General features: G+C 52.7%; 22 protein-coding genes and 1 pseudogene. 6 read left to right on the top strand and 17 right to left on the bottom strand.

Features of this window, described 5'->3' with window-relative positions:
* Nucleotides 1-124 precede the first annotated feature (124 nt).
* Nucleotides 125-958: a hypothetical protein gene (locus RC74_RS05780; RefSeq protein ID WP_156477417.1), complete on the top strand. Its 834-nt coding sequence runs from the start codon at nt 125-127 to the stop codon at nt 956-958.
* Between the two features lie 53 nt (nt 959-1,011).
* On the opposite strand, the gene trxA is transcribed toward RC74_RS05780, so the two are convergent.
* From trxA to regB, 8 genes and pseudogenes are all read right to left on the bottom strand, one after another.
* On the bottom strand, nt 1,012-1,332 hold the full coding sequence (gene trxA, locus RC74_RS05775) for a thioredoxin (protein WP_039002893.1): 321 nt from the start codon (nt 1,330-1,332) through the stop codon (nt 1,012-1,014).
* 59 nt (nt 1,333-1,391) lie between these two features.
* Nucleotides 1,392-4,778, bottom strand: coding sequence for a double-strand break repair helicase AddA (addA, locus tag RC74_RS05770; protein ID WP_179946758.1), 3,387 nt, complete (start codon nt 4,776-4,778; stop codon nt 1,392-1,394).
* Nucleotides 4,775-7,696, bottom strand: a complete 2,922-nt coding sequence (gene addB / locus RC74_RS05765) for a double-strand break repair protein AddB (protein ID WP_039002894.1) — start codon at nt 7,694-7,696, stop codon at nt 4,775-4,777. The genes addA and addB overlap by 4 nt, the downstream gene beginning before the upstream one ends.
* Nucleotides 7,689-8,372 (bottom strand): nucleotidyltransferase family protein, encoded by a 684-nt coding sequence (locus tag RC74_RS05760; RefSeq protein WP_039002895.1) that lies wholly within the window; start codon nt 8,370-8,372, stop codon nt 7,689-7,691. Before RC74_RS05760 ends, addB begins: the two co-directional genes overlap by 8 nt.
* The gene (locus RC74_RS05755; RefSeq protein ID WP_039002897.1) at nt 8,365-9,354 is read right to left on the bottom strand and encodes an aminoglycoside phosphotransferase family protein; all 990 of its coding nucleotides are present in this window, start codon (nt 9,352-9,354) and stop codon (nt 8,365-8,367) included. Before RC74_RS05755 ends, RC74_RS05760 begins: the two co-directional genes overlap by 8 nt.
* Nucleotides 9,347-9,817, bottom strand: coding sequence for a tRNA (adenosine(37)-N6)-threonylcarbamoyltransferase complex ATPase subunit type 1 TsaE (gene tsaE, locus RC74_RS05750; RefSeq protein WP_039002898.1), 471 nt, complete (start codon nt 9,815-9,817; stop codon nt 9,347-9,349). Before tsaE ends, RC74_RS05755 begins: the two co-directional genes overlap by 8 nt.
* Nucleotides 9,818-9,857: 40 nt before the next feature.
* Nucleotides 9,858-11,375 carry a PAS-domain containing protein gene (locus RC74_RS05745; RefSeq protein WP_218918116.1) on the bottom strand — a complete coding sequence of 506 codons (1,518 nt, stop codon included), beginning with the start codon at nt 11,373-11,375 and terminating at the stop codon, nt 9,858-9,860.
* A 236-nt stretch (nt 11,376-11,611) separates the two neighbouring features.
* Nucleotides 11,612-13,011, bottom strand: a pseudogene (regB, locus tag RC74_RS05740) (sensor histidine kinase RegB).
* An 87-nt stretch (nt 13,012-13,098) separates the two neighbouring features.
* On the opposite strand from regB, the gene RC74_RS05735 reads away from it, so the two are divergent.
* Both RC74_RS05735 and RC74_RS05730 read left to right on the top strand, forming a co-directional pair.
* On the top strand, nt 13,099-13,716 hold the full coding sequence (locus RC74_RS05735; protein ID WP_039002899.1) for an SCO family protein: 618 nt from the start codon (nt 13,099-13,101) through the stop codon (nt 13,714-13,716).
* A gap of 87 nt (nt 13,717-13,803) precedes the next feature.
* Nucleotides 13,804-14,358, top strand: coding sequence for an ActR/PrrA/RegA family redox response regulator transcription factor (locus RC74_RS05730; protein WP_039002900.1), 555 nt, complete (start codon nt 13,804-13,806; stop codon nt 14,356-14,358).
* A gap of 3 nt (nt 14,359-14,361) precedes the next feature.
* On the opposite strand, the gene RC74_RS05725 is transcribed toward RC74_RS05730, so the two are convergent.
* Nucleotides 14,362-14,955, bottom strand: a complete 594-nt coding sequence (locus RC74_RS05725) for an HD domain-containing protein (RefSeq protein WP_039002902.1) — start codon at nt 14,953-14,955, stop codon at nt 14,362-14,364.
* Between the two features lie 177 nt (nt 14,956-15,132).
* On the opposite strand from RC74_RS05725, the gene ahcY reads away from it, so the two are divergent.
* Together ahcY and RC74_RS05715 are read left to right on the top strand one after the other, a co-directional pair.
* On the top strand, nt 15,133-16,527 hold the full coding sequence (gene ahcY, locus RC74_RS05720) for an adenosylhomocysteinase (RefSeq protein ID WP_039002903.1): 1,395 nt from the start codon (nt 15,133-15,135) through the stop codon (nt 16,525-16,527).
* A gap of 188 nt (nt 16,528-16,715) precedes the next feature.
* Complete coding sequence (locus tag RC74_RS05715) at nt 16,716-17,057, top strand: DUF2853 family protein (RefSeq protein WP_039002906.1); 342 nt, start codon at nt 16,716-16,718, stop codon at nt 17,055-17,057.
* Between the two features lie 234 nt (nt 17,058-17,291).
* Here the strand turns inward: RC74_RS05715 and speB are convergent, their stop codons facing one another.
* Genes speB through tsaD form a run of 8 tightly spaced genes read right to left on the bottom strand, consistent with a single transcriptional unit; the run spans nt 17,292 to nt 25,269 of the window.
* Nucleotides 17,292-18,140 (bottom strand): agmatinase, encoded by an 849-nt coding sequence (gene speB, locus RC74_RS05710; protein ID WP_039002908.1) that lies wholly within the window; start codon nt 18,138-18,140, stop codon nt 17,292-17,294.
* Nucleotide 18,141: 1 nt separating this feature from the next.
* Nucleotides 18,142-19,317 carry a carboxynorspermidine decarboxylase gene (gene nspC / locus RC74_RS05705; protein ID WP_218918115.1) on the bottom strand — a complete coding sequence of 392 codons (1,176 nt, stop codon included), beginning with the start codon at nt 19,315-19,317 and terminating at the stop codon, nt 18,142-18,144.
* Nucleotides 19,318-19,319: 2 nt separating this feature from the next.
* Nucleotides 19,320-20,525, bottom strand: coding sequence for a saccharopine dehydrogenase family protein (locus tag RC74_RS05700; RefSeq protein WP_039002909.1), 1,206 nt, complete (start codon nt 20,523-20,525; stop codon nt 19,320-19,322).
* A gap of 22 nt (nt 20,526-20,547) precedes the next feature.
* Nucleotides 20,548-22,479, bottom strand: a complete 1,932-nt coding sequence (speA, locus tag RC74_RS05695) for a biosynthetic arginine decarboxylase (RefSeq protein ID WP_236940035.1) — start codon at nt 22,477-22,479, stop codon at nt 20,548-20,550.
* Nucleotides 22,480-22,522: 43 nt separating this feature from the next.
* Nucleotides 22,523-22,942 (bottom strand): EVE domain-containing protein, encoded by a 420-nt coding sequence (locus RC74_RS05690; protein WP_039002911.1) that lies wholly within the window; start codon nt 22,940-22,942, stop codon nt 22,523-22,525.
* Nucleotides 22,942-23,211, bottom strand: coding sequence for a YciI family protein (locus RC74_RS05685; protein ID WP_039002912.1), 270 nt, complete (start codon nt 23,209-23,211; stop codon nt 22,942-22,944). The genes RC74_RS05690 and RC74_RS05685 overlap by 1 nt, the downstream gene beginning before the upstream one ends.
* A 1-nt stretch (nt 23,212) precedes the next feature.
* Nucleotides 23,213-24,175: an NAD(P)H-dependent glycerol-3-phosphate dehydrogenase gene (locus tag RC74_RS05680; protein WP_039002914.1), complete on the bottom strand. Its 963-nt coding sequence runs from the start codon at nt 24,173-24,175 to the stop codon at nt 23,213-23,215.
* Nucleotides 24,172-25,269: a tRNA (adenosine(37)-N6)-threonylcarbamoyltransferase complex transferase subunit TsaD gene (gene tsaD / locus RC74_RS05675; protein ID WP_039002915.1), complete on the bottom strand. Its 1,098-nt coding sequence runs from the start codon at nt 25,267-25,269 to the stop codon at nt 24,172-24,174. The genes RC74_RS05680 and tsaD overlap by 4 nt, the downstream gene beginning before the upstream one ends.
* Between tsaD and RC74_RS05670 the strand changes: the two genes are divergently transcribed.
* On the top strand, nt 25,165-26,037 hold the full coding sequence (locus RC74_RS05670; RefSeq protein ID WP_236940034.1) for a uroporphyrinogen-III synthase: 873 nt from the start codon (nt 25,165-25,167) through the stop codon (nt 26,035-26,037). The genes tsaD and RC74_RS05670 overlap by 105 nt on opposite strands.
* The last annotated feature ends 80 nt before the right edge of the window (nt 26,038-26,117 follow it).

Raw genomic sequence — 26,117 nt, 5'->3', positions numbered from 1 at the left:
AGTTCTTTGCTTGGAAATATTCCGAAGGCGACCTAAGTTCTGCAGCATGGACTCCTTGAAAACGCTACATATCTTCCTCGAAGAGGGCTTAAAAAAAAGCGCTGAAAATGGTGCCCACAATCTCATGAACCGCATTGAAACAGCGATGTCGAGTGTTGGGGTATCGGTTGATTACCATTTGAACACGGCCAAAAATAGAAATGCGTCGCAGGGTTTTCAAGGGTATTCACTGTTTCATATGGAGGATCCCTTCCATGATCGCGCACTCAATCTTCGGCGGGCGTATTTTTATCCATTTTGGCGCATTGAGAAAGTTGCCGAACGGTGGAATTTTCGGGTCGCAAACATGCCTTACCCCGCCGACAAACAAGAGTCCAACATGGCAAAAACGTTCGCAAACTCGATGCGGAAGCGGCATTTTGGCGATCAGCCTGTCACCCGTGAGGGGCATATTTTCATGCCATTGCAGGGTAAAATTTCGAAACACCGAAGCTTTCAATCCTGCTCGCCGCTTGAGATGATTAAACGGACACTTGCCACTGATGCAACGCGCCCTGTGATCGCCAGCCTGCACCCCAACGAGGCCTATTCAGAGGGTGATATGGCCTCATTGCGTGCCTTGGAAGGTAAACACACTCGGTTTCAGTTGAGCGACACGCCATCGGACGCGCTTTTGGCGTCCTGCGATTATGTTGTGACCCAAAATTCATCGGTCGCGCTAAAAGGGTTTTTCCTGCAGAAGCCAGCGGTTTTGTTTGCCCAGATTGATTTTCACCACATCGCAGGAAACGTGGATCGCGTTGGGTTGGAGGCCGCGTTTCGACATGTGCACCAACCCGCGCAGAGTTATGACAGCTATCTCCTGTGGTTTCTGCGTAAAACCGCGATCAACGCGGGAAATGAGAATGCAGAAGCGCGCATTTTGGCCGCGATGCGAAAAAGTGGCTGGGAACTTTAACGAAAATGGGCGCCCAAAACGGACGCCCAATTAATACTCGAATTCAAGAAGGCTTAAAGTGCTTCGTCAATCCAGCTCTTCAATGCTGCTTTAGGGGCAGCGCCAACTTTGTTGGAGAAAACTTCGCCGTTTTTAAACAGGAACAATGCCGGAATCCCGCGCACGCCCATTTGACCGGGGGACTGTGGGTTTTCATCGACATTTACTTTAACGACTTTGATTTTGTCGCCGTATTCGGCGGAAAGCTCCTCAAGAGCAGGGCCGATTTGTTTACATGGACCACACCATTCCGCCCAAAAATCTACAACAACAGGGACGGTAGACTGGCGGACTTCGGCGTCAAAAGTTTGGTCGGTTACGGCAACTGTAGCCATCGGCTCTCTCCTAGAGGAAATTTGTTAGGTCTCAAACCTAGGTACGCGGCGCGGCCTCGTCAAGGCATGTTCACACGCGCAAGGGCATCTGTCACCTTCGCGTGACTGAGCGGCATGAGGGTTGCGGTTTTAGTCCACAAAATCGCGGGTCGGAGTGTGTGGTTCGGATAAATCTGGCTTAGGGCGGAACAGTAGGCGCCCATTTGGCGCATCAATCCCTCGGGCACGTCATCAGCCGATGCAGGAACGACGGCGTTGGATTTGAAATCGATCACGTGGATTTCAGTTTCATCAATCACCAGTCTGTCGACTGAGCCCGAGATCTCCGCCGTCGTATAATTGCCCTGTGCCAATTCGGGTAGGGTGGCAAATATATTCACCTCCGAAAGAGCGTTGCCCGAGAATAGAAACGCCAAATCAGGGTGTTTTAAGCATTGCGCGGCCTCAGGCAGTAACTCAGTAAACATCTCACCAACCAAAATTTCCGCCCGTGCGGGCCACTCATCCTCTGAAATCTCAGGAAGGTACTCCAACAAGAGGTGAATCAACGTTCCCCGTTCCTTGGCTTCTTCTTCACTCAACCCGCTTGGCCCAGCGAGCGCCTTTGCGCCGCCTAGGTCTGATGGCGAGAGCGGTTTGACATCTTTTATGGGCGCGGGTGCGGGAGTAATTGCCCAGTTAGGCTTGATTGGAGAGTGCATTTCCGAAGCTTGTTTAGATGGCAATTGCGGCAGTTCCTCCCAAGATAGGCTCTGATATCGGAGTCCCATCCCTGACGGGAACGTATATGTCACCGCTCCCGCCTGTTTCATGCCTTCTTCGATCAATTGGTGCCAAGCTAGGCCGTCTTTGTTCAGCTTACCAGCGCCGCAGGTGATGAGCCATTTTTCGGCCCGCGTCATCGCCACATACAAAAGGCGCATTTTTTCTTGCGCTTGAAGTTCCTTCTTCGTGTCGATGGCATCGGCCATATTAGGCGGCATTTCGGTGGCCCGCATTTTCCATGTCACCAACCCATCCTCAAGCGGGATAAGCTCCGATTTAACAACATTTGCACGCGCATGTGTGTCTGGAAGGATAACGATTGGTGCCTCAAGCCCCTTCGCCCCGTGCACAGTCATCACCCTGATCTGGTCGCTTGCGCTGTCCATTTGCCGTTTGATTTCAACCTCCTCAGATTGAAGCCACGTGAGGAAACCCGTAAGACTCGGGATTTCCATCTGCTCAAAACTCAACGCCTGACTTAAAAGCGCATCAATGCCATCCTCGGCTTCTGCCCCAAGGCGGGCAACCAGATTTATGCGGCCTTTATGATCGGTCAAACAGCGTTCAATAAGTTCATAGGGGCGAAGGAAATCGGCTGAATCGCGGAGGTCTTCGAGTGTGGCGACGGTTTCGGGAAATTCCTTTTTACGTTCCTGAAGCGCGCGCCAGAGATACTTTTGCGTCCGTTTCTGAGCTAGGTCATACAAATCTTGTTCGCTCCAACCAAAGAGCGGCGAGCGCAAAATCGCGGCGAGCGAGAGGTCATCCTCGGACGTGGCAAGGAAGGATAGAAGCGCGGTGATGTCCTTCACGGCAAGGCTTGCGCCAATCCGAAACCTGTCCGCCCCCGCAATTGCCAGCTTTTCAGCCTTACAGGCTTGGATGATTTCCGGAAAAATACCGCTCCGACCCTGCACTAAAATGAGGAAATCGCCCTCGGTAACAGGGCGTTGCGCATAGGTGCCTGAATTGCCGATTTCTTGCGGAATAGTGACGTTTTCATCGATCATCCGGCGAATTTCACCTGCGATCATCCGCGCGAGTTGAACATTGTGGTGATTTTGAGAAAGACGATCAACGGGGTCGGCCCAATGGCGATCATCCTCGTCCGAAACACTCTCAATGATCGGCCAGTGATCTACCCGGCCCGGCATCGCGTCCTTAAAGGCGATATGGGTCATTTCGCCACCCACGCCGTGCCCTTGGCGCGCCGAAAAACTGTGGTCCACAACAGAAAGAACGGAACTGGACGACCGAAAGGAGTGTTCCAATTGCAAACTCTGGAGGCCCACGCCAATTTGGGTCAAGCGCGCGGCGAAGTGCTTTTGCATGCGGTCAAATTCGGACGGATCGGCACCTTGGAACGAATAAATTGACTGTTTTTTGTCGCCAACCACGAAAATTGTACGCGTTTGGTCTGAACGCGCGCCTGCACCGCTGGTGAATTCTTGGGCAAGGTTTTCAATAACGCTCCATTGCGCGGGGCTGGTGTCTTGGGCCTCGTCCACCAAAATGTGGTCAATTCCGCCGTCCAAACGATACAAGACCCATTGCGCGACCAAAGGATCGGTCAAAAGATCGCGTGCTTTTAGAATGAGATCGTCAAAATCCAACCAACCCCGCCAGAGTTTCTTTTTCTGATATCGGGGTAAAAATGCGGCGGCAAATTCCTGAAGCGCGAGGGTTTTTCGCGCGGCATAGAGCCTGTTTTTAATGTCGCGCGCATCCTCGATGCGCATCATGAAGTTATTCAAGCGATCCATGCTGTCACTAAATTTCGCTTGCACGGCCTTGGTAGGAAAAGCATCTATTTTTGCAGAGAAGGGCTCCTTTGCGCCCGCTCCAGTCAAGAAAAGACCTTCTAGCGTCGCGAGGTCTGCGGTGGAAAGATTGGTGAAATCTAAGCTGCACAAACGCGCGTGCGCTTTCTGGTCGTTGGTCGATCCAGCCTCCAAGTAGGGCATCAAACTCGTTAAAAGAGCACCGTCATCCGGCAAAAACGTGCGTTCTTCGAGGTCGAGCAGCGAAAACCCTTCGGTCAATTCAAATCGCGCCCAGATACTATCAGCGTCTGGATTGGGGGGAAAACTGGCTGCATACTTGGAGATTTCGGAAGTGAACTTGGTCAAATCTTGATCCGTCAGCAATGCAGCGACGCCATCAACGGCCCATTGGTCACCTGCAAGTACCATTTCATCGACTACTTCCTCCCGCAGAAGGTTGCCTGCCCGATCATCCATTTCGACAAACTGGGGCGAAACACCTGCCTCAAGAGGGAAACGGCGCAGCAAAGAGGCACAAAATGAGTGGATGGTTTGGATTTTCAACCCACCGGGAGCCTCGATTGCACGGGCAAAAAGGCGACGGGCCTCTTTCAACTCGGCGTCGGCTACCTGCCCCTCGAACCCAAGCTTTTTGAGGTCGGCCTTTAGCTCATCCGTCTCTAACATGGCCCAACTTCCCAAACGGGCAAACAATCGGTTCTGCATTTCGCTGGCGGCGGCCTTGGTATAGGTCAGGCACAAAATATGTTGAGGAAGCACTTTATCGAGCAATAAGCGCGCAACGCGATCCGTCAGCACACGGGTTTTCCCGGACCCTGCGTTCGCCGAGAGCCATGTTGAATCTTTGGGGCTGGCCGCTTGGACTTGGCGTTCTGAGGCTTGATCACGGCGCATCATGATACCACCTCACGGTTGGGGGTGTCACTTTCTTCCCACTCGCCAAAACGCGCAAGGTGGTCGTAATCGCCATAGTGGGCCACCACACTTGTAGCGCGACGCGAGGTATAACCTTGGTCGGGTGCGAAATAGCTTTCAATCAATGTGTGCAACTCCGCCCAAATGTCGGTCGTAGAGGTTTCCTCGAGTTTCGCATCGCGTTCTTCAGGGGATGAGCCGATGCCAATGTAACTTGCGCGTTGAACACTGTTTTCCGCAACGCCAAGGAAGGCACCGCGCTCAAGCATTGTCGCCTCAAGCAAGAGTTGCTTGTCGAACAAGTGTTCCACTTTTGCAGTGGGCGGCGTCGTCTTATAGTCGTAGATCACAGCGCGCCCATCGGGAGCAACATCGATGCGATCAGCAATGCCTGAAAGGGTAAAATCGAGCCTATCCAGCCTCAGTTCGCCCCGTTTTTCAAAATAAGTTGGCGCGGCTTTGCTTTGTCTATCGTGCTCCGTTGCGACAAACCACTCGGCCAAGCGTCCCAATTTTCCCCGCCATATACGTTGCGCGGCGGGCCAAGGAACCTCAGCTTCTAGGATTGTGTCCGCCACCGCCATAAGGGAGGCGGTATTGAGTTTCGATAGGGGGATGTCGCGCACAACTGCCTCGAAAATACTATGCAGGACCGTTCCTCGTAATGGCGCACTCGCCACTTGCCGCAAGGGGTCAAGGGGCTTGAGCCGCAATACGTGGCGCGCATAAACGGCATAGGGATCGCGAATAAGTGTCTTGATCTGGGTTACGGAAAGCTTTTTGGGCCGCGCATGGATTGGTGGTTGCGGGCAGGGCCGCTTCGCGCTTTCAATCCGGATTTCTGGTGTCTCAAGTGCTTTGAAAAGGGCCAAATAGGTATTCCCACGACGTCGCATTTGATCAAGGGCTTCTTTGCCACCAGTTTTTGGCAAACCGTCCAAAAGGTTCACGAGTCTATTCACCCAGCGCGACGGAACCGTCTCACTTTCTGCGCTGCGAATGGAGCGCGTAATCCACACCTCTGGTGCGCAAATCGCCTGTTGGAAATCATGAGCCGAGAGCCCGATCCGCCGTTCGGGCAACAATAGACCCGCATCGGCACGCATTTTTCGGTTCAACCACGGATCGGGTTTTGGTGATTCCGGCCACACGCCTTCGTTCAAGCCTGCAAGAATAACCAGATCAGCGCCCTGAACGCGGGCCTCAAGTGTTCCCCATATCATAATGTTTGGATGGGGTTGAATCGGATCGCGAACCACCTCTTTGTCCAAAACAGATCGAAATAGGTCGACGTAATCTCTGGGCGCAAAATCGCCGCCATAGCCCGCTTCAGACTTCAATGCTTCAACGGTTTGGAGCGCGCTTTCACCAGCTTTTTTCAACCACAACTTGCTTTGATGCTGTGGGGCGGGGCCGTTTGCGAGCCTTTCGGCGATAGCCAAATGAAAAACTAACTGCTCCGAAAGACTCCGCGTTCCAACGGTCGAAAGTTCAAATAAACATCCTATGATCCACTCGACCCAGAGGTTCGCGTTTTCGTCGCCCTTCAGCGTGGAGGCCCACAGTTGAAGGTCATCCGCGTGCGGGTGGGGCGGGCCAAATCTGCGCAGCTTGAGTTCAAGTTCGCGTGTCAATTTGAGGTGCGCGCCCCGTTGCCCACTTCCCGTGTTTGTCAGCGGGTGTTTTAGCAAGGTGAGGAGAGCCTCTGATGTCAATTGCTGCCCCATTAGTGCGGAAATATGGCGTAAAAACCGACCGGGAGCGGAAAGAGCAAGTGGCGTGCCCGCGCTATCGTCGGGTTCAATTTTCCACTGCGAAAGGGCGGCGGTCACTTGTCGCGTCAACACACGATCAGGCGTTATTAGAGCCGCTTTCTGGCCCTTCTCAACAGCTTCTCTCAACCTAAGCGCAATAGCTCCCGCCTCCTCGCGGGACGAGGAGGCTTCGACCAAAGTGACGTTTTCGCAGGCTGACGCGAGGCTTGGTAGATGCTTGCCTTCAGACATCCACTGGTCGGTTACGGGGGCGGGACGCAGAGCAAGTGAAATGAGTGCATTGCGTTCTGGGCTTGGAGCGGGTGATGGGCTCCACTGTGAAACACTGTCGCTGGTCACTTCAAACGACTGCAACAAATGGTGAAACCGATATTGCGGATGATCCTCTGCTGTTAGGGCGTCATCGAGCCCGGACCAAACCTCGGCGGGCATGTCAAAATCAAACCCCGGAAGCACAACCGCGCCGTTGGGAAGCTCCGCAATCGCGCGCATTAACTTATGGGTTGCCCCGCGCGATCCCGTTGATCCCGCAAGAATAATGGGGTTTTTGGGCGGATGATCTTGCCATGAAGAAATAAGCGCTTCGATAACGAGGCGTTGGCGCGCTTCTTTGTCCAGTGGTTCGGTGGTGTTGTCGAAATACCGGTCAACGATACCAATAAATTCAAGGGAACGCGCCCAATGCCCCGATTGATCAGACACATCAAGGGACGAAATGCGGGAGGGTTCCACGCCTTCACCATGCATTTCATCCATCAAATTCGCCAAACTGTCAGCGAGGTCATAGAGAGCATCGCGCGCGGCAAGGTCTGGTTGCTGATCAAGGAGTTGGGCGATGAGCTGGGTGAGTTCGAGCCGCCTTCTCAGGGGCGAAACCGCCTTTTCTATACCCGCCGCAGCCCCAAACGCGAGGTCCGTAACGAGGCCGATTTTTGGACATAGAAGTGCACCTTGAGCAGCAAAAAGGCTGTCAACCCGCCGCTTCATCCGCTCGGTATTGACGACCAACTGGACCCGCGCTAGCTCTTCTGGGGGCTTGTCGTGATATCGGTCCAGAAGGCCATGAACCAGTACCGCTGGGAAATCACATCCTGGGGCGATGCCATAGATGTTCGGCTTAAACATCGTGGGCACGATTCAGGAGGGATTCGGCGATAGGCACACTCGAGGGTTGCCCGACGTCACACCATTTCCCTGAATAAGTAACGCCAAAAACGCGGCCGCTTTGCATGAGCAGATTCCAATATAGGTTTAGTGAAAATGCGGACTCTGAAATTTCCGCAAGGCGTTCTGTTTTGATGATCTGTGCGCCCGTATAAAGGAGGGCGCCACCGCGCGTTAGTTGCCCATTTTGATCGGCCGAAAAATCTCCACTTCCGTGGTGCCCCAAGGATTGAGTTAAGGGAACGAGCATCAATAACGCGTCCATTTGGGTAGGATTCCAAGCCTTTCGCAACAGGGTCAGCGGGTTGGGGCCGGACCAAATGGCGTCAGAATTAAGGGTAAAAACGGGGGCGTTCTGTAAAATAGGAAGGGCTTTGCGCAGGCCGCCACCTGTCTCAAGAAGTTGGGATTTTTCGTTCGAGAACTGAACACCTTTGGGTCCGAAATGTTGGACGATACTGTCTGGAAGGTAATGAAGGTTCATCACGGTTTGAAGGTTTTCATCCTGCGCGAGTGCAAAAGCATAGTCGGCGAGTGGTTTGCCGTTCACCAAAATCATCGGTTTTGGAAGGGTTTCCGTTAAGGGCAACATGCGTGTGCCCTTGCCAGCCGTGAAAATCATGATCGATTTAGGCATCTGGGCCCTCCAGACGGCAAAGCACCTCCGGCGATGGCGGCGGCAAGGTCTCCATGAGGATCGCCTTCAAATTGGTAAGGTTTGGGTGCTCTAGATCACGCATCAAATGGCCCCAGACACGGGGTAAAAACTCTAGATATCGCCGCTTTCCTTTGTTAAGTGACAGATGCGCCAGAACACCCACAATACGTAGGTTCCTTTGCGCGGCTTGAGCACAAAATCCCTCAAGGAAAATGCCTGGATCAAGCTTTGAATGGTCGAGAAAATGGTCGAGAACGAATTTGCGGGTCGTCTCGCTCACATCGCGGCGCGCGTCTTCCAACAAAGATGCGAGATCATAGCACGAGTGTCCCACGTGTGCGTCCTGAAAATCCAAAACACCAACGCGGGCAACGCCAAAGCGATCTGGAAGCCAAAGCAGGTTTTCTGCGTGGAAATCACGCAACAAAAGCTTGGGTTCTTTTGAATTAGACTTAACCAATACGCGCTCTAATTCGAGGGATATCGCGCTTTGAGCACTCGGATTTTCCTTTCCGGTCGCGCCCAAGAGATAGGCCTCAAAAGCCGGAGAAATGGCCTTTGCCATGGTTGCTGGGTCAAGCGTTGGTAGATTTTTTGGCGCCGGCGCTTTCTGAATTTCGAGGAGAAGGTTTGCAGCGCCAATGTAAAGGTCGGTCTCCATCGTTGGTTTTCGCAACAAAATATTGGCAAAGAGATCGTCGCCGAGGTCTTCAAGGAGTAACTCGTCCTCAGATTGCGCCAAAATAACAGGTGCAGAGAGGCCGAGGCTTCGCAAATGAATATCAATTTTGATAAAGTCCGCAACGCCGTCAGGCCGATCATTGCGGGCGTCCATGTGGATCATGCTGCCAAATGCAGGGTGGCGCCAGCGCGCATATCTGCGACCGGATGCATCACCCGCGAGAGGCGTTACGGTCACACCACTTGGGCTAAAGAGGAGCTGTGCAAAGCGATCAGGCATTCAAGACCTCTGTCAGAAGGTTCCAACGCGCCGAATGAGATTGAAACTTCAGAAGGCGAACTTCACCGTTTTCGGGAACAAAAGTGATGTGCAGGGCGTCTTTGGGTTCTTGCCCCGCGAGCCTATCTGGCCACTCTATCAAACAAAGCGAGGAGTCGAATGCCTCTTCCAGACCAAGTTCCCATGCCTCGTCGGGATGAGTTAGGCGATACAAATCACAGTGCCAGATCTGAAACTTAGGCCCGTCGTAAACCTGAACAAGTGTAAAGGTTGGAGAGGGAATGTCTTCGGGATGGGGTAGAATTGACAGAATGAGGGATCGACTGAACAGGCTTTTCCCAGACCCAATAGGCCCTTCAAGAAGAATTGTGTCCCCATACGTAAGATGCGGCGCTAGACGGTTGGCGAACGCCTCTGTCTCCTCAGGAGAGGAAAGTGAAATTTGATGTGAAAACGGTAACATGTAGCGAATTTAACGCAGCCACATCCAACCGCAAGGGTGATCATGCTTCGATTTTGAAAAGAAGTGGATCCTTTGGTTTTGAAGCTCCATCCGTGTGTAGGACCTCCTCCGTGTCGAGAGCTTTGGGCTCGATGGGTTCCAAAGGGGTAAGTGCAGGGCTGCTTATTACCGCAAATGCGATAAGGGTTCCTCCACCAGCGACAGGAGCAAGTCGGCAGGTCAAATTACCGCCTTCCAACAAGCGAAGTTTGAAGCTCTTTTCTTCGCGAGATCCATTTGTTGCGATGTAGCTTTGAATGGACGACCACAATGCGCTGTCCTCACATTTGGTGCGCCAGTGCGCCATTGCGTCAACCACACTCATTTCGCCGAGAGTGGTTCCTGGGTCGACACCCCAAAGGGATGTGTATGTAGAGTTTGACATCGTGAGCATTCCGTCAGATGCAAAAACTGCAATCGCCTCGCGGAAGCTGTCGAGAACGGCCTGTCCGATCTCAAGTTCTCGCCTAAACCGCCGTGTGAGAGACACTTCTGCGGAAATATCCTCAAAAAGAAACGCGACAGCCCCATCCGGATGAGGGCGGCCCGTTACGCGATATGTTTGGCCCGACGGGAGCGTCCAAGTCTCGGAGTAGGTGCCATCGACTGCAGCGGCCTCAAGTGCGGATATTTGAGCGCGCCAGCCTTTGTAGTTCTTGGGTTCGGGGATCACTTGCCCTTCGCGTAATTTATCCAAAAAACTAACCAGCGTTGGACGAAGGGATAAAAACATAGGCTGAAGGCCTGTGAGGTCGGTGAGGGCAGGGTTAAAGAGCGCGAGTTGACGTTTTTTATCGAAAATGGCCAATCCGGTCGGGAGGTGAGCAAACGTTTTTGTCAGCGTTTGAACGAAATCCCGCAAAGCGGTTTCGGCGCGAACAACCCCGTCGGCACTCGTTGCAAAATGCAATGACTCGTCGCCAATAGTTGTGCTGAAAACTTCATACCAACGACCATTTGTCTCTTCGGGGAATTTCACTGAAACACGATGTGCCCGTCCTTCAGGCGAGCCTTGGGCGAGTGAGACAGATTGGAAGAGACGCGAGGGCGGCCATGTTTGAACGGGCTTCTCTGCACTGCCATCAAATTCTTGCGACAGGGTGAAGTAACTCGAATTAGCCCATGTAATCACGCCGTCGACTGTCTGCTGCCAGACGTAATACGGGGACATCTCGGCCGTCTTACGCAAAGTCTCCAACTCTCGCTTCATGGCATTCATACTGTGAGGGTCAACTACCGTTTCAGTGCTGGCGGTTGCGTCTTCGACCAGCTCAATTCGGGCCACTCCGTTCCACCATTCAGCACGGATTTCGGCAAAGTCGGCGGGATCGCTCGCTTGGATTGTGAGGGAACCCTCACTCGCCAGTTCTGCCATTTCGAGGGGCAAATCCGGGAAGCGGGTCTGGGCGAGAACGCAAAATTGGCGCCATTCTGACGACCCTTGCGGGCGGGAATTTAACAAGGCGCGGGCGCGCGTCGTGGCATCGACCAATTTTTCGTCGTCGAAGAGGAAAACCAAGGAGTTTTCCGCCCCTTGAAGGAGTGCCCGATGTGATTGTTTGTTTCCACGACTGGAAAAGTATCCCACGCCGAATACACCACATGCCGCGGCGAAAAATGAAGAGAGCGCAACCAGTAAAAGGGTTTCTGAAGAGAGCACAGACAAGGAATCATTCCATTTGATGGGTACGGGAGGATATTCGCTCCGGAAAGGTTAACGCCTTATTAAGGTTTCTTAAAAAAAGGAGTCTATGGCTATGCTTTTGGTACAAAAAGACTGTTTTCACCGAGACGCCCACGCGTTGCCTCCGCGGACGCAGCAAGAACATCGAGAGGCCAGACAACTTGGATCACGGCACCACACTTAAGGGGCCGCTCTTGCTCGGTTAAAAAGGGGTCCGATCCGTTGGCGAAAATTAATTCGGCCCCCGTGCGTTCAAGAAGTGTTTTCGCTATAAAAAGTCCGAGGCCCATCCCCTCATAACCTGGGCGGCGCGGTTTCACCCCTGCATCGCGGCGTCTGACAAAAGGCTCCCCAATACGGCCAATCAAATGCGGCGGAAAACCGGGGCCATCGTCCGCAATTCGAATTTGGATGCGATTGTTCGTCCATGCGAGATCAATCCAAACATTTGCCTGTGAAAAATCCACCGCGTTCTGAACGAGGTTCCTCAAGCCGTGAATAATCTCTGGACTTCGATGAATTTCGGGGTGTTCGCGCAGACCACTTGGGGCAGGGCCGATGTTGAAATGAATGTCACGACCGCGTTTCGTGTGAGGCTCTGCCGCTTCGCGCACCACGGCCTCAAATGGCGCAGTACGCATGTGGAGGTCGTCTTTTCCTGCCCGCCCCATGGAACGCAAAATCTCGCGGCATCGGTCTGTTTGCTCGCCGATGAGCAAGGCGTCGGCCATAAGGTCAGAGCCGTCCTCAAGGTCGTCTAGCATCTCGGAGGCCGCGAGTTTTATTGTCGCGAGAGGGGTGCCCAATTCGTGCGCCGCTGCAGCCACGACCCCCCGAGATCGGTCAATTTCTGCTCGCGAGCCAGTGCCATTTGCGTTGCCAAAAGCGCCTCGGACATGGAGTGAATCTCGCTGGTCACCCGCCGCGCATACATGGCGAGAAATACTGTGCCGATGACGATAGACAGCCAAAACCCAAACAGAAGGAAGGGATCGGCCTGAAAAATGCGACCCGCGCTGTTTTGAAGCGGGGTGCTCCGCAGAGCGACAAGGGTTGTGAGGCACAAAGCAACCGTGCCCAGAAGAATTGTGGAGTGGAGGGTTAAAACAGTTGCCGAAATTGTGACCGGTACGAGAATTAGAAGCGCGAAGGGATTGTGCAGCCCACCAGTTAAATAAATCAGTAGCATGAGTTGCGAAATATCGAAGAGCAACATCAAGACGGCTTGCCCCTCGTTGAGGCGTTTGTTCTCGGGGTAGACGAAAATCGCAATTAAATTTGCGATCACCGAGGCCGCAATCACCAGATAACAAAGGCCCAAATCGAGCTGGATGTCGAACTGGCTCCGTGCAACCGAAATTGCAATTATTTGCCCCGCAATCGCAACCCAGCGCAGGACAATCAGCGTGCGTAGCCGAATCCAATCGCTGCGCGCGGATTGATTGATGAAGAGCGATTGTGTTTCGATCATTGGCACCCCATGTTGTGCGGCAAGTTGCACAGTTGATTGTCATGGTAAACACAGCGATCAAGCGGCGAAACCAAAAAGGATTGAACGATGGGTCGGATTTTTGCATTTGCTGCAGTTGGTGTTGCCGCTATTTTACTGGGCTCAACCGCCTATCTGAAAATGAGTTCGGGCGAATCCGAGTTTGAGCAATGCAGTGTGAACAAAATTGCCGGTGGTACGTCCTCCATTGGCGGGCCGTTCTCGCTTATTGACGAAACGGGCGCCCGCGTTTCCGACACTGACGTTTTGACCAAACCGTCGATTATCTACTTCGGCTATACGTTCTGTCCCGACGTGTGTCCGCTGGATTCTGCGCGCAATGCGGCAGCGGTGGATTTGCTGGATGAAGTCGGAATCGAGACCACACCGATCTTTATTTCAATTGATCCCGCGCGCGACACGCCAGCGGTTTTGGCCGAATATACCGACGTGATGCATGATCGCATGATTGGCCTCACAGGGACCGAAGAGGACGTAAAAGCGGCGTCGCGGGCCTATAAAACCTATTACAAAAAGAACGAGGGCGATGACGAATATTATCTCGTCGATCACTCGACCTTCACCTATCTCTATCTGCCCGAACACGGGGTCGTGGAGTATTTCAACCGCGATGATACCCCAGAGGATATGGCCAATCGAGTCGCGTGTTTTGTCGAAAACTCCTGATTTTCCATCCTTTCAGGTTTAACGATATTTGACCTGCCTTGCGGTTCTGCATAGAACAGGGGGCAGGTATAAAATTAGGGCGCTTAAATGAAAGATCGTGAATTGCAGGACATCGGTGAAGACAAATCTCTCATGCTCCTTGATGACGACGAACCGTTTTTGCGTCGTCTTGCGCGCGCAATGGAAAAACGCGGGTTTGTGGTTGAAATGGCTGGTTCAGTGGCCGCTGGGCGCGCGATCGCCACGGCGCGGCCACCCGCCTATGCGGTGATCGATCTGCGCCTTGAAGATGGCAACGGCCTCGACGTTGTCGAATTGTTGCGCGAAAAGCGGCCAGATGCGAAGATCGTTGTTTTAACGGGGTACGGCGCCATTGCGACGGCCGTTGCTGCGGTTAAAATCGGGGCGACGGATTATTTGTCAAAGCCCGCCGATGCCAATGACATTCTTGGCGCGCTGTTAGCAAAAAAAGATGCGCTTCCCCCACCACCCGAGAATCCGATGTCCGCAGATCGGGTGCGTTGGGAGCATATTCAGCGCGTGTATGAATTATGCGACCGAAATGTGAGCGAAACCGCGCGGCGCTTGAGCATGCACCGGCGCACGCTTCAACGCATTTTGGCGAAAAGATCGCCACGTTAGGCTCTATATTTGGGTAAGAAGCTCTTCGTGACGCGCGGTAAAATCATTGCGCGCCAGAAGCGGTGAACGCAATTCAATCGCTAGCCCTTCTAGAACAGCGGCGTCTGGTTTGCCAAAGAGCTTGTCCGCCTCGCGTTCTGAGAAGCCAGCAATCTGTGTAGCCTCCATCCAAGCCGAAATTTTATCTGCCTTTTTAATCTGTTTCTTAACCGATACAGGGATCGACGCGGGCAGGCCAAACCGAAGATGTATTGCCGCTGTTAGCCTTGTGTCCAAAGCTTCGTAACCCGTTCCAACAGCGGATTTTACGGGGGAAATCATGTCGCCTATGACGTATTCAGGGGCGTCATGCAAAAGTGCCGCGAGTTTCCATCTTGCAGGAGCGTTTGGCACAATGCGACAAAATAAGCGTTCGACCAACAGGGAGTGTTCCGCCACAGAATAAGCGAAATCGCCTTTGGTCTGTCCATTCCAACGTGCGACAAACGCAAGGCCATGCGCGATATCAATGATTTCGATATCCATCGGCGTTGGGTCGAGCAAGTCCAGCCGACGACCAGAAAGCATGCGTTGCCACGCGCGGGGTTGATTTGCCATTGTTTTGCCTCTGTTTTACACGCGCTCAATCTTGTTATGGCTAGACCCCGACCTGCCAAAAGTAAAGATGCCCGGTTTTGAGCCGTGCTGGATCACGCGGGTTTGTTGGGCTTATGTTGCCTAGTCGCGATTGTGGTGGTATCTGGCGTTCAACTAAATTTATGAGGAATCAGCCCCATGGCGAACGACTATATCATCAAAGACATTGCCCTTGCAGAATATGGCCGTAAGGAGTTGGACATCGCAGAAACCGAAATGCCTGGCTTGATGGCGCTACGCACTGAGTATGGCGAGAGCAAACCGCTCAAAGGCGCGCGCATTGCCGGTTCGCTTCACATGACAATCCAAACAGCGGTTTTGATCGAAACCTTGGTGGCCTTGGGCGCCGATGTGCGCTGGGCGTCGTGCAATATTTTTTCAACTCAAGACCACGCCGCCGCAGCGATCGCCGCTGGTGGTACACCCGTTTTCGCAATCAAAGGCGAAACGCTGGAAGAGTACTGGGATTACGCGGACAAAATCTTTGATTTCGACGGCGGCACATGTAACCTCATTCTCGACGATGGCGGCGACGCAACGATGTACATCCTTCTGGGTGCGCGCGTCGAAGCTGGCGAAACCAACCTTCTTGATGTCCCAACTAGCGACGAAGAAGTTGCGTTTTTCGCACAAATCAGAAAACGCCTCGCCGCTTCGCCTGGTTGGTTCACAAAGCAACGTGATGCGATCCAAGGTGTCTCCGAGGAAACCACAACCGGCGTTCACCGCCTCTATGACTTAGTGAAAACTGGCCACTTGCCGTTCCCTGCGATCAACGTGAATGACTCCGTCACCAAGTCGAAATTCGACAACAAATACGGCTGTAAAGAGAGCCTCGTTGACGGTATTCGCCGCGCAACAGACACAATGATGGCCGGCAAAGTGGCGGTTGTTTGTGGCTATGGCGACGTTGGCAAAGGCTGTTCAGCTTCCCTTTCGGGCGCTGGCGCACGCGTCAAAGTTACAGAAATCGACCCTATTTGTGCGTTGCAAGCGGCGATGGATGGCTATGAAGTTGTCCTTCTCGAAGACGTCGTTTCGTCAGCCGATATCTTTGTGACCACAACAGGCAACAAAGATATTATCCGCATCGAACACATGCGCGAAATGAAAGACATGGCGATCGTTGGTAATATTGGCCACTTTGACAATGAAATCCAAGTTGCGGCGCTCAAAAACCACAAATGGACCAATATCAAAGACCAAGTGGATATGATCGAAATGCCGTCTGGCGCGCGTTTGATCCTGCTTTCTGAGGGACGTCTGCTTAACCTTGGAAACGCGACGGGTCACCCTTCCTTTGTGATGTCCGCGAGCTTCACCAACCAAGTTCTGGCGCAAATCGAGCTTTGGACCAAGGGCGACGACTATAAAAACGACGTGTATATTCTGCCGAAACATCTGGACGAGAAAGTTGCGCGCCTTCACCTTGACCGCATCGGTGTGAAACTGTCGAAATTGGCTCCTGAGCAGGCAGCCTATATTGGCGTCAGCGTTGATGGACCGTTCAAGCCAGAACATTACCGCTACTAAAACAGCTGTCGCGGTATAATTCATCAGTATTTTAAGGCGCCCCACGCAAATTGGGGCGCCTTCTTGCGTTCTTGTCCAATTGGTGAAATTTTTTCTTTGTGATTATCCCCGACTTGGCTACCCTGTCTTATAGGGCCTGAAGCGGTTCTTTTTAACGGGCATGGCCCAGACATTTATGGAGTTTGATTGTGGGAAAACGGGACGATCTAATTGCGAAGTACGCGGACGACTTGAAAAATAAATGTGGGGTAACGCCCGATATGGACCTTTTGACAAAAGTGACCATCGGATGTGGTCCGGCAATCTACAATGCCGATGCTTCAACCGTCGCAGGCTCTCAGGACTCCGAACTTGAAACGGTAAAAAACAATTTCCTCATCAAAAAGCTCTCACTCGCTGAAGGTCCGAAATTGATGGAGGCCATTCAAGCCGTCATCGAAACCTACGGCAAATCCGAACGCACTAAATATCGCGTTGTCGTGTACTATTTGCTGGTAAAATATTTCGGAAAAGAAGCTGTCTACGGATAATTTGCGGATTTAATTTTAAAAAAGGCGCCCTTAGTTTTGGCGCCTTTTTCGTTAACAAACATATAACATATTGAATTTTAACAGTTATATAAAATAATGTTCTTGCCTCATGGCGCGACGTGGCCTAGGGTCAATTTATCCCGTCAGGACGACAGGAACCTAACATAACACGTGTGGTGCAAAGTGGAGCGCGTGGGGTGATGGAGGGTTCCGAGGGGTCGGAGCCCTCCTTTTTTATTTGAGGGCTGCAGCCATCAAGCGATACACAATTTGCGCGGCAGTAAAATCCCAAGCGATTTCGCCGTTTGGAGCAAGCTCTACCACGTCGATCCCCACACATTTCCGGCCTTTGAGGGCATGTTCAACCAGTTGTAGTGACTGGTAATAACTAAGGCCCCCAGGAACGGCGGTACCTGTGGCGGGCATCTGTGACGGATCCAATCCATCCACGTCATAGGAAATATACACATGCTCGGGAAAGTCTGCAGGCAGGTCGACCGCGTGGATATTGTCGGTAACAAGCTCTTCCGCATCGACGAAGAAAACTTTGTTCCGCTCTCGGCTTTCAACTTCCTGTTCACACAGTGCGCGAACGCCGAATTGCGCCAGTTGAATGCCCTCTTCGCCTAGCAAATGCATTACGGACGCGTGCGAGTGTTTTTCCCCCTGATAGGCAATCCGCAGATCTGCATGTGCATCAATCTGAATAATCCCGACTGGTTTTTTCAGCGCACGCGCAACCCCCATCACCGCACCATAGGAAAGAGAGTGTTCGCCTCCCAAAGTGACCGGAATTTTGCCATTCTGAGCGGCAAATTCGGTGCGCTGTGCTAGGCGTTCCATGATTTCGGGCAAGGGGCCACTGCAATCCACATCTGGTTCGGTAAAAATTCCTTCGGAACAGGGGACAATCCCTTGGCAAAGCCGCTCAAGTTCATTGCTCGCCTCGATGATGGCGGCGGGGCCTGACTGCGTGCCCGCACCATAGGAAACCGTGCGCTCCAACGGCATCGGAATGACGCGAAACAGTGCCGTCTCATCGCGTTCGGAGGGGCTGAGTTCGCTCTCAAGAAAAATGCTCATGTCATGATAGCCTGTTGCGAAAATTGTCGTAAGAGAACTGCTTCACCATGGTCAATTCGTCGGTTTCGGAATTCCAAAGCGCAATCGACGGTAGGGCTACACCGTTGAAGGTGTTGGTTTTAACCATGGAATAATGGGCCTGATCCAAAAACGCGACCCGATCACCAATGGCAAGCGGAGTTGTGCGGCCATAGTCGCCAATAACATCCCCCGCGAGGCAAGAGGGGCCACCCAATCGATAGATGTGTCCGCGCGGATCTTCGTTAAGCATAGCGGCTCGATAAGGCGCTTCAATCACGTCGGGCATGTGACATGTGGCTGAAATATCGGTAATCGCAAGGGCCATTCCGTTGGTAAGTAGGTCCAGAACTTCGCCGACAAGTATTCCCGCATCAAGAGCGACGGCCTCGCCTGGTTCCAGATAGATTTCAAGGCCCGTTTTCGCCTTCAGATCACGTATGAATTGGATAAGCGACGTGCGATCATAATCGCCGCGGGTGATGTGATGTCCGCCCCCAAAGTTGAGCCATTTAAGACGCGAAACATAAGGTAAAACTTGCGCTTCGATTGCCGACCATGTGCGTTCAAGAGGGGCGAACCCCTGTTCGCAAAGCGTATGAAAATGCAGTCCGTCCACGCCCTCTAAACATGCAGGCGTCAGTTGGGAAATTGGCATTCCCAAACGTGAATTTGGCGCACAGGGGTCGTATTTTGGAATTTCGCCCTCTGAGTGTTCCGGATTGATACGCAATCCAACCAAAACCTCTCGTGATAAGGCTCTAACCTGTGGCAGAAAGCGATCTTTCTGTGCCGCAGAATTGAAGATTATGTGGTCGGAAAGAGCGAGAATATCAGCGAACTCGCTCTCTTTGTAGCCCGCACAATAGGTCGCAACTTCGCCACCATATTCTTCACGGGCTAGGCGCGCCTCATAGAGGCCAGAGGCACATGTCCCATGCAGATATTGACGGACCATAGGCGCCAAGGCGAACATCGAGAAGGCCTTGAGCGCCGACAGAATATGCGCGCCGGATTGATCCGCAACTTCGGCCAAAATCGCCAAATTGCGTGCGATGGCGATCTCATCCACCACGAAACACGGGCTGGGAACGCGTGACAAATCAAAATGCGAAAAGGCTCCCGCGTCGCCAGCTTGTGTTTGCATGATTTGAGCCATGTTTAGAACTCCACAGGGCCGCTAAGTTCGTGAACTTCCCACGGCAGGCCTTGCTCGTTGAGCATGTCCATAAAGGCGTCTGGGTCCAACTGCTCTGTATTCCAAACGCCTGGCTCGCGCCAAATCCCCTTGAGAACCATAGCCGCGCCGATCATGGCTGGAACACCGGTCGTATAGGAAACCGCTTGGCTTCCAACTTCGGCGTAACACTCCTCGTGGTCGCAGATATTGTAGATATAATAGGTTTTTTCCACGCCATCTTTGAGACCCGTCGCAATATCCCCGATACAGGTTTTGCCCTTGGTCAATTCGCCCAAATCGGACGGATCTGGCAACACGGATTTAAGGAATTGTAGCGGGATAATTTCTTGGCCGTTATGGATGATAGGCTCAATGGACGTCATGCCAATGCCCTCAAGAACGCGCACGTGATTGATATAGGCATCGCCGAACGTCATCCAAAACCGCGCCCGTTCGATTTCGGGGAAGTGGGTTTTCATGCTTTCGAGTTCCTCATGATACATGAGGTACATGTTCTTCTCGCCCACTTCTGGGAAATCAAAGGTTACTTTATGGGTCATAGCGGGGCTCGTCACCCAATCGCCATTTTCCCAGTGACGCGCGTCTGCGGTGACTTCTCGGATGTTGATCTCGGGGTTGAAATTGGTGGCAAACGCTTTGCCATTGTCGCCGCCGTTGCAATCAAGGACGTCGATTTGGCGAATGGTATCCAACTTGTGTTTCTTGAGCCAAGCGGCGTAAATCGAGGTCACCCCTGGATCAAAACCAGAGCCAAGAATGCAGGTTAGACCCGCAGCCTTAAACTTGTCCTGATAGGCCCATTGCCAGTGATACTCAAATTTGGCTTCGTCCTCTGGCTCATAGTTGGCGGTATCCAGATAGTGAATTCCTGCCTCAAGACAGGCATCCATCAGCACCAAATCTTGATACGGAAGCGCAAGATTGACCAGTAATTCCGCGCCCGTTTTGCGGATCAAAGCCACAACGGCCGGAACATCCATTGCATCAACTTGGGCCGTCTTGATCGTGACGCCTGTGCGGGATTTAACCCCCGCCGCGATCTCCTCGCACTTAAAAAGGCGCCGTGAAGCCAAGGTGATCTCGGTGAAAACATCCGAATTCATTGCCATTTTATGCACAGCGGCGGACGAAACGCCGCCCGCGCCGATTACCAATGTTTTGCCCATGACGTCTCTCCTCGTCTCGTTGTTACTCATAGTAAGTATAGCCATTAATGCTGTCGCGGTAAGCCGCCAAAAGTGTTTTGCGGTCTTTGGGATTTAGGCGCTTGTGAGAAATCTCGTTGTCGATCCTTGCACGGAACGCATCGACACAATCGCGCGGGTCGTATTCGACATAGGACAGGACCTCGGCAATCGTGTCGCCTTCCTGTTCGTGCAAAAGGTCGAAACTTCCGTCGTCGCGCAGGTCGATTGTCGCCACATTGGTATCGCCAAATAGGTTGTGCAAATCGCCCAGAGTTTCCTGATAGGCCCCGACGTAAAAGACGCCAATGTAATAGGGTTTGCTTTCGTCTAGAGTATGAACGGGAAGCGAAGGCGAAATTCCGTCCGCAAGGATGAACTTGTCTATTTTTCCGTCGGAATCACACGTGATATCCGACAAAACCGCGCGTCTGTCGGGGGCAACATTGAGCATTTGTAGTGGCACCAAAGGATGAACTTGGTCGATTGCCCAAACATCAGGAAGCGATTGAAACAGTGAGAAATTACAGTGATAGATATCCGCCAACTGCTCCAAATGAGCATCGACATCCGGGGCCGTGCCCACTTCGGGCGCAAGGCTCTTGATTTTGGACATGAGGTGGAGGTAAATGCGCTCTGCGCGCGCCATTTGGCGCAGGTCAATATATCCCCGCCGAAACAAGGCCCGCAATTCGTTGCGATAAAAGCTGGAATCATTAATGCACTCTTGAAGGCGTTGTGGCTCTAAATAGCCAGAAACCGCAGCAAGGTCGGAAACAAAGTGATGATCCTCAGCCGCAGGTACGGTTGGGTTGTGAGAGTCGTAAAGTGTGGCCTCAAGGACGTTAAAAATAAGCATCGACGAGGTCGCAACAACGGCCCGACCGCTCTCGGTTACAAGAATTGGGTGCGGGATTTTCGCTTCATCCAATGCATAGGACACGGTCTCAACAATGTTCGTGCAATATTCGTCGACCGAATAGTTGATCGAGTTCTCGTTGGTTGATTTCTCGCCCGTATAGTCAACACCAAGTCCGCCACCCAAATCGAGGTGAGTCAGGGGCGCCCCTTCGCGTGTGAGTTCGACGAAATAACGGCATGCTTCGCCGGTAGCGCGGCGCACGTCATTTACGTCCGGAATTTGACTGCCCAAATGGCTGTGCTGAAATTTGAGACAGTGAATGAGGCCTGCTTCCTTGAGGCTATCAATAACGTCAACAAGTTGGTCTGTGTGCATCCCGAAGGTCGAACGATCGCCGGAACTCTCTGCCCAATTCCCAGAAATTCGGTTGGAAAGTTTCACCCGAACACCAAGTTGTGGCTCCTCGCCCAATTCTTTAACCACGGCAAGAACGGTCTGTAATTCCTTCGGGCTTTCCAAAACAATCACGGTGTTGAACCCGAGTTTACGCGACAAAATGGCAAGGCGGATGAATTCCGCGTCTTTAACACCGTTGCAAACAATAAGCGCGTCGTGCGCCAGAGGTTGGGCGAGGGCGATCACCAATTCAGGCTTGGAGCCCGCTTCAAGGCCATGGGAGTATGGCTTGCCGAATTCAACAATCCGGCTGATAACCTGTGCTTGCTGGTTCACTTTGACGGGGAAAACCGCACGATATTCGTTTTTATATCCAGCACGTTTGATCGCGGAGGCAAAACTTTCGTTGAGTGCGCGGATACTGCTTTCCAGAAACGAGCTTACACGCAACAAAAGGGGTGCATGAACGCCGCGTTCTTCGAGGTCCTGCAAAATCACAGGTAAACTCACCATAGGCGCGTCTGGCTTGAGGGGGTTGCGAAGCCCAAGATCGCCATTGGGAAGCACGCCAACTAGGTCCTTACCCCAGCGTTCGATCGCATAAACAGAATTTGCGGCAGTGTTGTCATGGGTCAAGGCAGTGTCCAATTCCGTCAGAGTTCCAGTTTCTTCGCTCAATATAACCTTAATTTCGTATTGCAATCGGAAAACTTCGCAAACCTTAAAAAGGCACTCCAGCCATCTCGCAGATGATAGTCCATTCAGCCTCTGTTACGGGTTGAACCGAGAGACGCGTATTCTTGACCAAAGCCATGTTTTCAAGGCGCGGGTCCGCTTTGCACAGGGCGAGGGTAACAGGTTTTACTACAGGTCTCACGGCGCGAATATCCACACATTCCCAGCGCGGATCGTCGGTTGTGCTGTCTGGATGCGCGAGGGCACAGACCTCAACGATACCAACAACGGCCTTTTCCTTGAGGGAGTGATAAAAGAAACCCAAGTCGCCAATTTCCATCAGCCGCATATTGTTGCGCGCCTGATAATTGCGCACCCCGTTCCATTCCTCGCCCACATCGCCTTTGGCGACCTGATCGTCCCAACTCCAAGCATTAGGCTCTGATTTGAACAGCCAATACGCCATTAGCCAATGACCCGATTCCAAAGTTGCAGGTCAACAGATTGAAACAGGCCTGCCTTGGCATAGGGGTCTTGGTCGGCCCATGCTTGAGCGTCTGCGATGGTTTCAACATTCAGGATAACAAGCGAGCCGCACATGTCGCCATTTTCGTCCAGAAATGGACCTGCTTGGGCGACACCGGTGGACTTAAGATAGGCCACGTGCGCGTCTCTGTTGGCTTTGCGTACGTCGAGGGAGCCAAGTTTATCCTTGGCGATTAGGGCTACGAACATGTTATTCCTCCTTTAAAGGGCGCGCGATGAGGGCTTCCATCGCTTGGGAAACTGTTAGACGTTGAGCCAAAATTGCGGCCACTGCATTTGTGATGGGCATATCGATACCATGTTTTTTGGCCAGATTAGAGACAGCTTCGGCGGTTTTTGCGCCCTCAACCGTCAAACCAGAATCAAATTCCGTTTTTGCCCCCAAGGCAAACCCAAAACTAAAATTCCGACTTCTTGCGGATGTGCAGGTAAGCGCCAAATCCCCGAAGCCGGAAAGGCCTGCAAGGGTTTTCGGCTTGGCACCAAGGGCAATCGCGAGGCGCTGAATTTCGGCATACCCCCGAGTCATAACGGCAGCGCGGGCGCTTTCTCCGAAACCGGCTCCAATGGCCGCGCCACTCGCGATTGCAATGACGTTTTTAAGGGCTCCACCGAGTTCAGCGCCAACTGTATCGGTTGTCCAATAGAGCCGCAGGGCGGGTGTCGAAAGCATTTCCTGTAGCGGTTCCAAACAGTTTTTGGGGCCAGCCAATGTGAGGGCGGTCGGGAGGCCCGCGGCGATATCTACTGCAAAACTCGGCCCCGTCAAAATACAGGCCTGAGCCGATGGGATTGTTGACGCAATGGTTTGCACCGGACCTAAACCCGTTGCGAGGTCTACGCCCTTACAGCATGCAACCAGCGTTTTTACATCCAACAATGTCGCATGCGAATGAAGGAAGGCGGCGAGTTTTTGGGTTGGGATGACGAGAAGAATGGTTTCCGCTTGGCATGCCGCCTCTAGGTCGGATGACACGGTCAAGGTTTTGGGAAAACGGGCCTTCGGAAGGCGCGCGGCGTTCATCCGTGTCGTTTGCATTGTCTTCACTGCGACTTCATCACGCGCCCACAGCGTAACGTCGGTGCGCGCATTCGACAATGTAATCGCTAACGCCGTGCCAAAGGCGCCAGCCCCCAAAACAGAAATACTCACGCTTTGGCCCCTTTTTTACCAGACCCAAGCATTGAACCACTTTTGGTGTCGAGTGGCCATCGAGGGCGAGCGGCTAGTGTCATATCATCCTCGTGACCTGCCCGAAATCTCTCAAGCCCGGTCCAAGCGATCATCGCGGCGTTATCCGTGCATAGGGCAAGCGGAGGCGCGATGAATCGCGCACCGTTTTCCGCAGAAACAGTCTCCAATGCGGCTCGAATTTCCATATTGGCCGAAACGCCTCCCGCAACAGCAAAGGCGGGCACGCTTGGGTTTTCAGACAGGTAAACTGTAAGGGCACGGCGTGTTTTCTCTATCAACACCGCCGTGACCGCCTGTTGAAAACCCGCGCTCAGGTCGGCTTGATCTTTCTTGGTAAGCCCGCCTTTGTCGGCAACCACGGAATCGCGGGCGCGGAGAACCGCTGTTTTCAACCCAGAGAACGACATGTCGCATCCCGGTCGATCAAGAAGCGGGCGCGGAAAACGAAAACGCGCCGGATCACCGGAAAGCGCACATTTCTCGATGTTCGGACCACCGGGTTGCGGTAGCGCCAAAATCCGCGCGATTTTGTCAAAGGCTTCACCGGGGGCGTCGTCGATGGTGCCCCCTAGGCGGGTAAATTCGTTTTCGCTGCGAACGATCAAAAATTGGCAATGCCCTCCCGAGACCAGCAGCATGAGATAAGGGAAATCGAGGGAATCCGTCAGGCGGGGGGTCAAGGCGTGCCCCGCAAGATGGTTGACACCAATCAGCGGCAAGCCCGCTGCTACTGCGATTCCTTTGGCGCACATGACGCCCGAAATGACACCGCCAATGAGACCGGGGCCGGATGTTACGGCAATTGCGTCAAGGTCAGAAAAGCTGAGACCTGCAAGGCTCATGACATCTTGGACGCAGTAATCGAGCTTTTCTACATGCGCACGTGCGGCGATCTCGGGGACCACACCACCAAAATCCTTGTGAAGGTCGGCCTGTCCGACCACTACTTGCGACAAAATCTGTGGGGCGCTGCCAACTTCGTGGCGTACAATTGCCGCGGCGGTATCATCGCAGCTGCTTTCGATTCCCAGCACTGTGAGTTGCTTTGGCATTGGCGCTCCTTTCTATTCGCAGGTAACATTCCCGCTCAATCTAAACAATCCAGTAGTTCGTCAATGATTTCAAAACATCCAGCCCTATTACTTACACGTCCCATCCAAGCGGCCCAAGACTTTGCTAACAGGCTCAATCTTGGTCCTGAAGAGGACGTGACTTATTCACCTCTTATTGAGATCGAATATTTGCAGTATGATGTGGGATTTGAAGCTGCGATTTTTTCATCCCGCAACGGGGTTCTTGGAGCAGGCACGGGCGCGGGAAGGCCTGCATATTGTGTTGGCGACATCACGGCAGAATTCGCGAGAAAGGCTGGTTTCAACGTGAGAGAGGTTGGAGAGACGGCCTCTGTTCTTGTGCAGAAAATTGTCTCTAACCCGCCAGAAATGGAGCTTATCCATTTGCATGGCGCGTTTACACAGGGCGATGTCGCCAGCCAACTGAAAACCGCTGGGATTAGGTGCGTAGAGCTAGTTGTGTACCTGCAAAATGCATTGCCGTTGACGCAACGGGCACAATTCCTTTTGAAGGGGGAAAAAACCGTGGTGGCTCCTCTGTTTTCGCCACGAACGGCTGCATTGTTTTCTGAGCAAATTCAAAACCTCAATCTTCCGCTCGCGCGCGCTCATGAAATAAAGGTCGTTGCGCTGAGTCAAAATGTAGCCAGCCGACTTCCAACACCTTTTCGCAAAAATATTGTTGTACCTCGGCTACCAACCGGAGATATGATGCTTCAAATTGTAGCGCGATTTTTCAACGATTGAACCTTGCATTGCACGCGCGCAAACCTAACTTGATTGTGATATGCGTCACGGATGGCTATTGTTAATGTGATGCTAGAAAG

Source organism: Falsihalocynthiibacter arcticus (assembly GCF_000812665.2).
In the GTDB taxonomy this organism is placed as follows: Bacteria; Pseudomonadota; Alphaproteobacteria; order Rhodobacterales; family Rhodobacteraceae; genus Falsihalocynthiibacter; species Falsihalocynthiibacter arcticus.
The sequence above is the reverse complement of the archived record's forward strand: the minus strand, read 5'-3'. Positions and strand labels throughout refer to the sequence as shown.

Bases quoted from the DNA above. Each gene is read 5' to 3' on its own strand.
- RC74_RS05690 (WP_039002911.1), bottom strand. From the start codon at position 22,942: ATGGCGTATTGGCTGTTCAAATCAGAGCCTAATGCTTGGAGTTGGGAC.
- addA (WP_179946758.1), bottom strand. From the start codon at position 4,778: ATGATGCGCCGTGATCAAGCCTCAGAACGCCAAGTCCAAGCGGCCAGC.
- addB (WP_039002894.1), bottom strand. From the start codon at position 7,696: ATGTTTAAGCCGAACATCTATGGCATCGCCCCAGGATGTGATTTCCCA.
- speB (WP_039002908.1), bottom strand. From the start codon at position 18,140: ATGAGCATTTTTCTTGAGAGCGAACTCAGCCCCTCCGAACGCGATGAG.
- RC74_RS05730 (WP_039002900.1), top strand. From the start codon at position 13,804: ATGAAAGATCGTGAATTGCAGGACATCGGTGAAGACAAATCTCTCATG.
- trxA (WP_039002893.1), bottom strand. From the start codon at position 1,332: ATGGCTACAGTTGCCGTAACCGACCAAACTTTTGACGCCGAAGTCCGC.
- RC74_RS05755 (WP_039002897.1), bottom strand. From the start codon at position 9,354: ATGCCTGATCGCTTTGCACAGCTCCTCTTTAGCCCAAGTGGTGTGACC.
- RC74_RS05725 (WP_039002902.1), bottom strand. From the start codon at position 14,955: ATGGCAAATCAACCCCGCGCGTGGCAACGCATGCTTTCTGGTCGTCGG.
- RC74_RS05780 (WP_156477417.1), top strand. From the start codon at position 125: ATGAACCGCATTGAAACAGCGATGTCGAGTGTTGGGGTATCGGTTGAT.
- RC74_RS05735 (WP_039002899.1), top strand. From the start codon at position 13,099: ATGGGTCGGATTTTTGCATTTGCTGCAGTTGGTGTTGCCGCTATTTTA.
- ahcY (WP_039002903.1), top strand. From the start codon at position 15,133: ATGGCGAACGACTATATCATCAAAGACATTGCCCTTGCAGAATATGGC.
- RC74_RS05760 (WP_039002895.1), bottom strand. From the start codon at position 8,372: ATGCCTAAATCGATCATGATTTTCACGGCTGGCAAGGGCACACGCATG.
- tsaD (WP_039002915.1), bottom strand. From the start codon at position 25,269: ATGCCAAAGCAACTCACAGTGCTGGGAATCGAAAGCAGCTGCGATGAT.
- RC74_RS05685 (WP_039002912.1), bottom strand. From the start codon at position 23,211: ATGTTCGTAGCCCTAATCGCCAAGGATAAACTTGGCTCCCTCGACGTA.
- tsaE (WP_039002898.1), bottom strand. From the start codon at position 9,817: ATGTTACCGTTTTCACATCAAATTTCACTTTCCTCTCCTGAGGAGACA.
- RC74_RS05700 (WP_039002909.1), bottom strand. From the start codon at position 20,525: ATGGGCAAAACATTGGTAATCGGCGCGGGCGGCGTTTCGTCCGCCGCT.
- nspC (WP_218918115.1), bottom strand. From the start codon at position 19,317: ATGGCTCAAATCATGCAAACACAAGCTGGCGACGCGGGAGCCTTTTCG.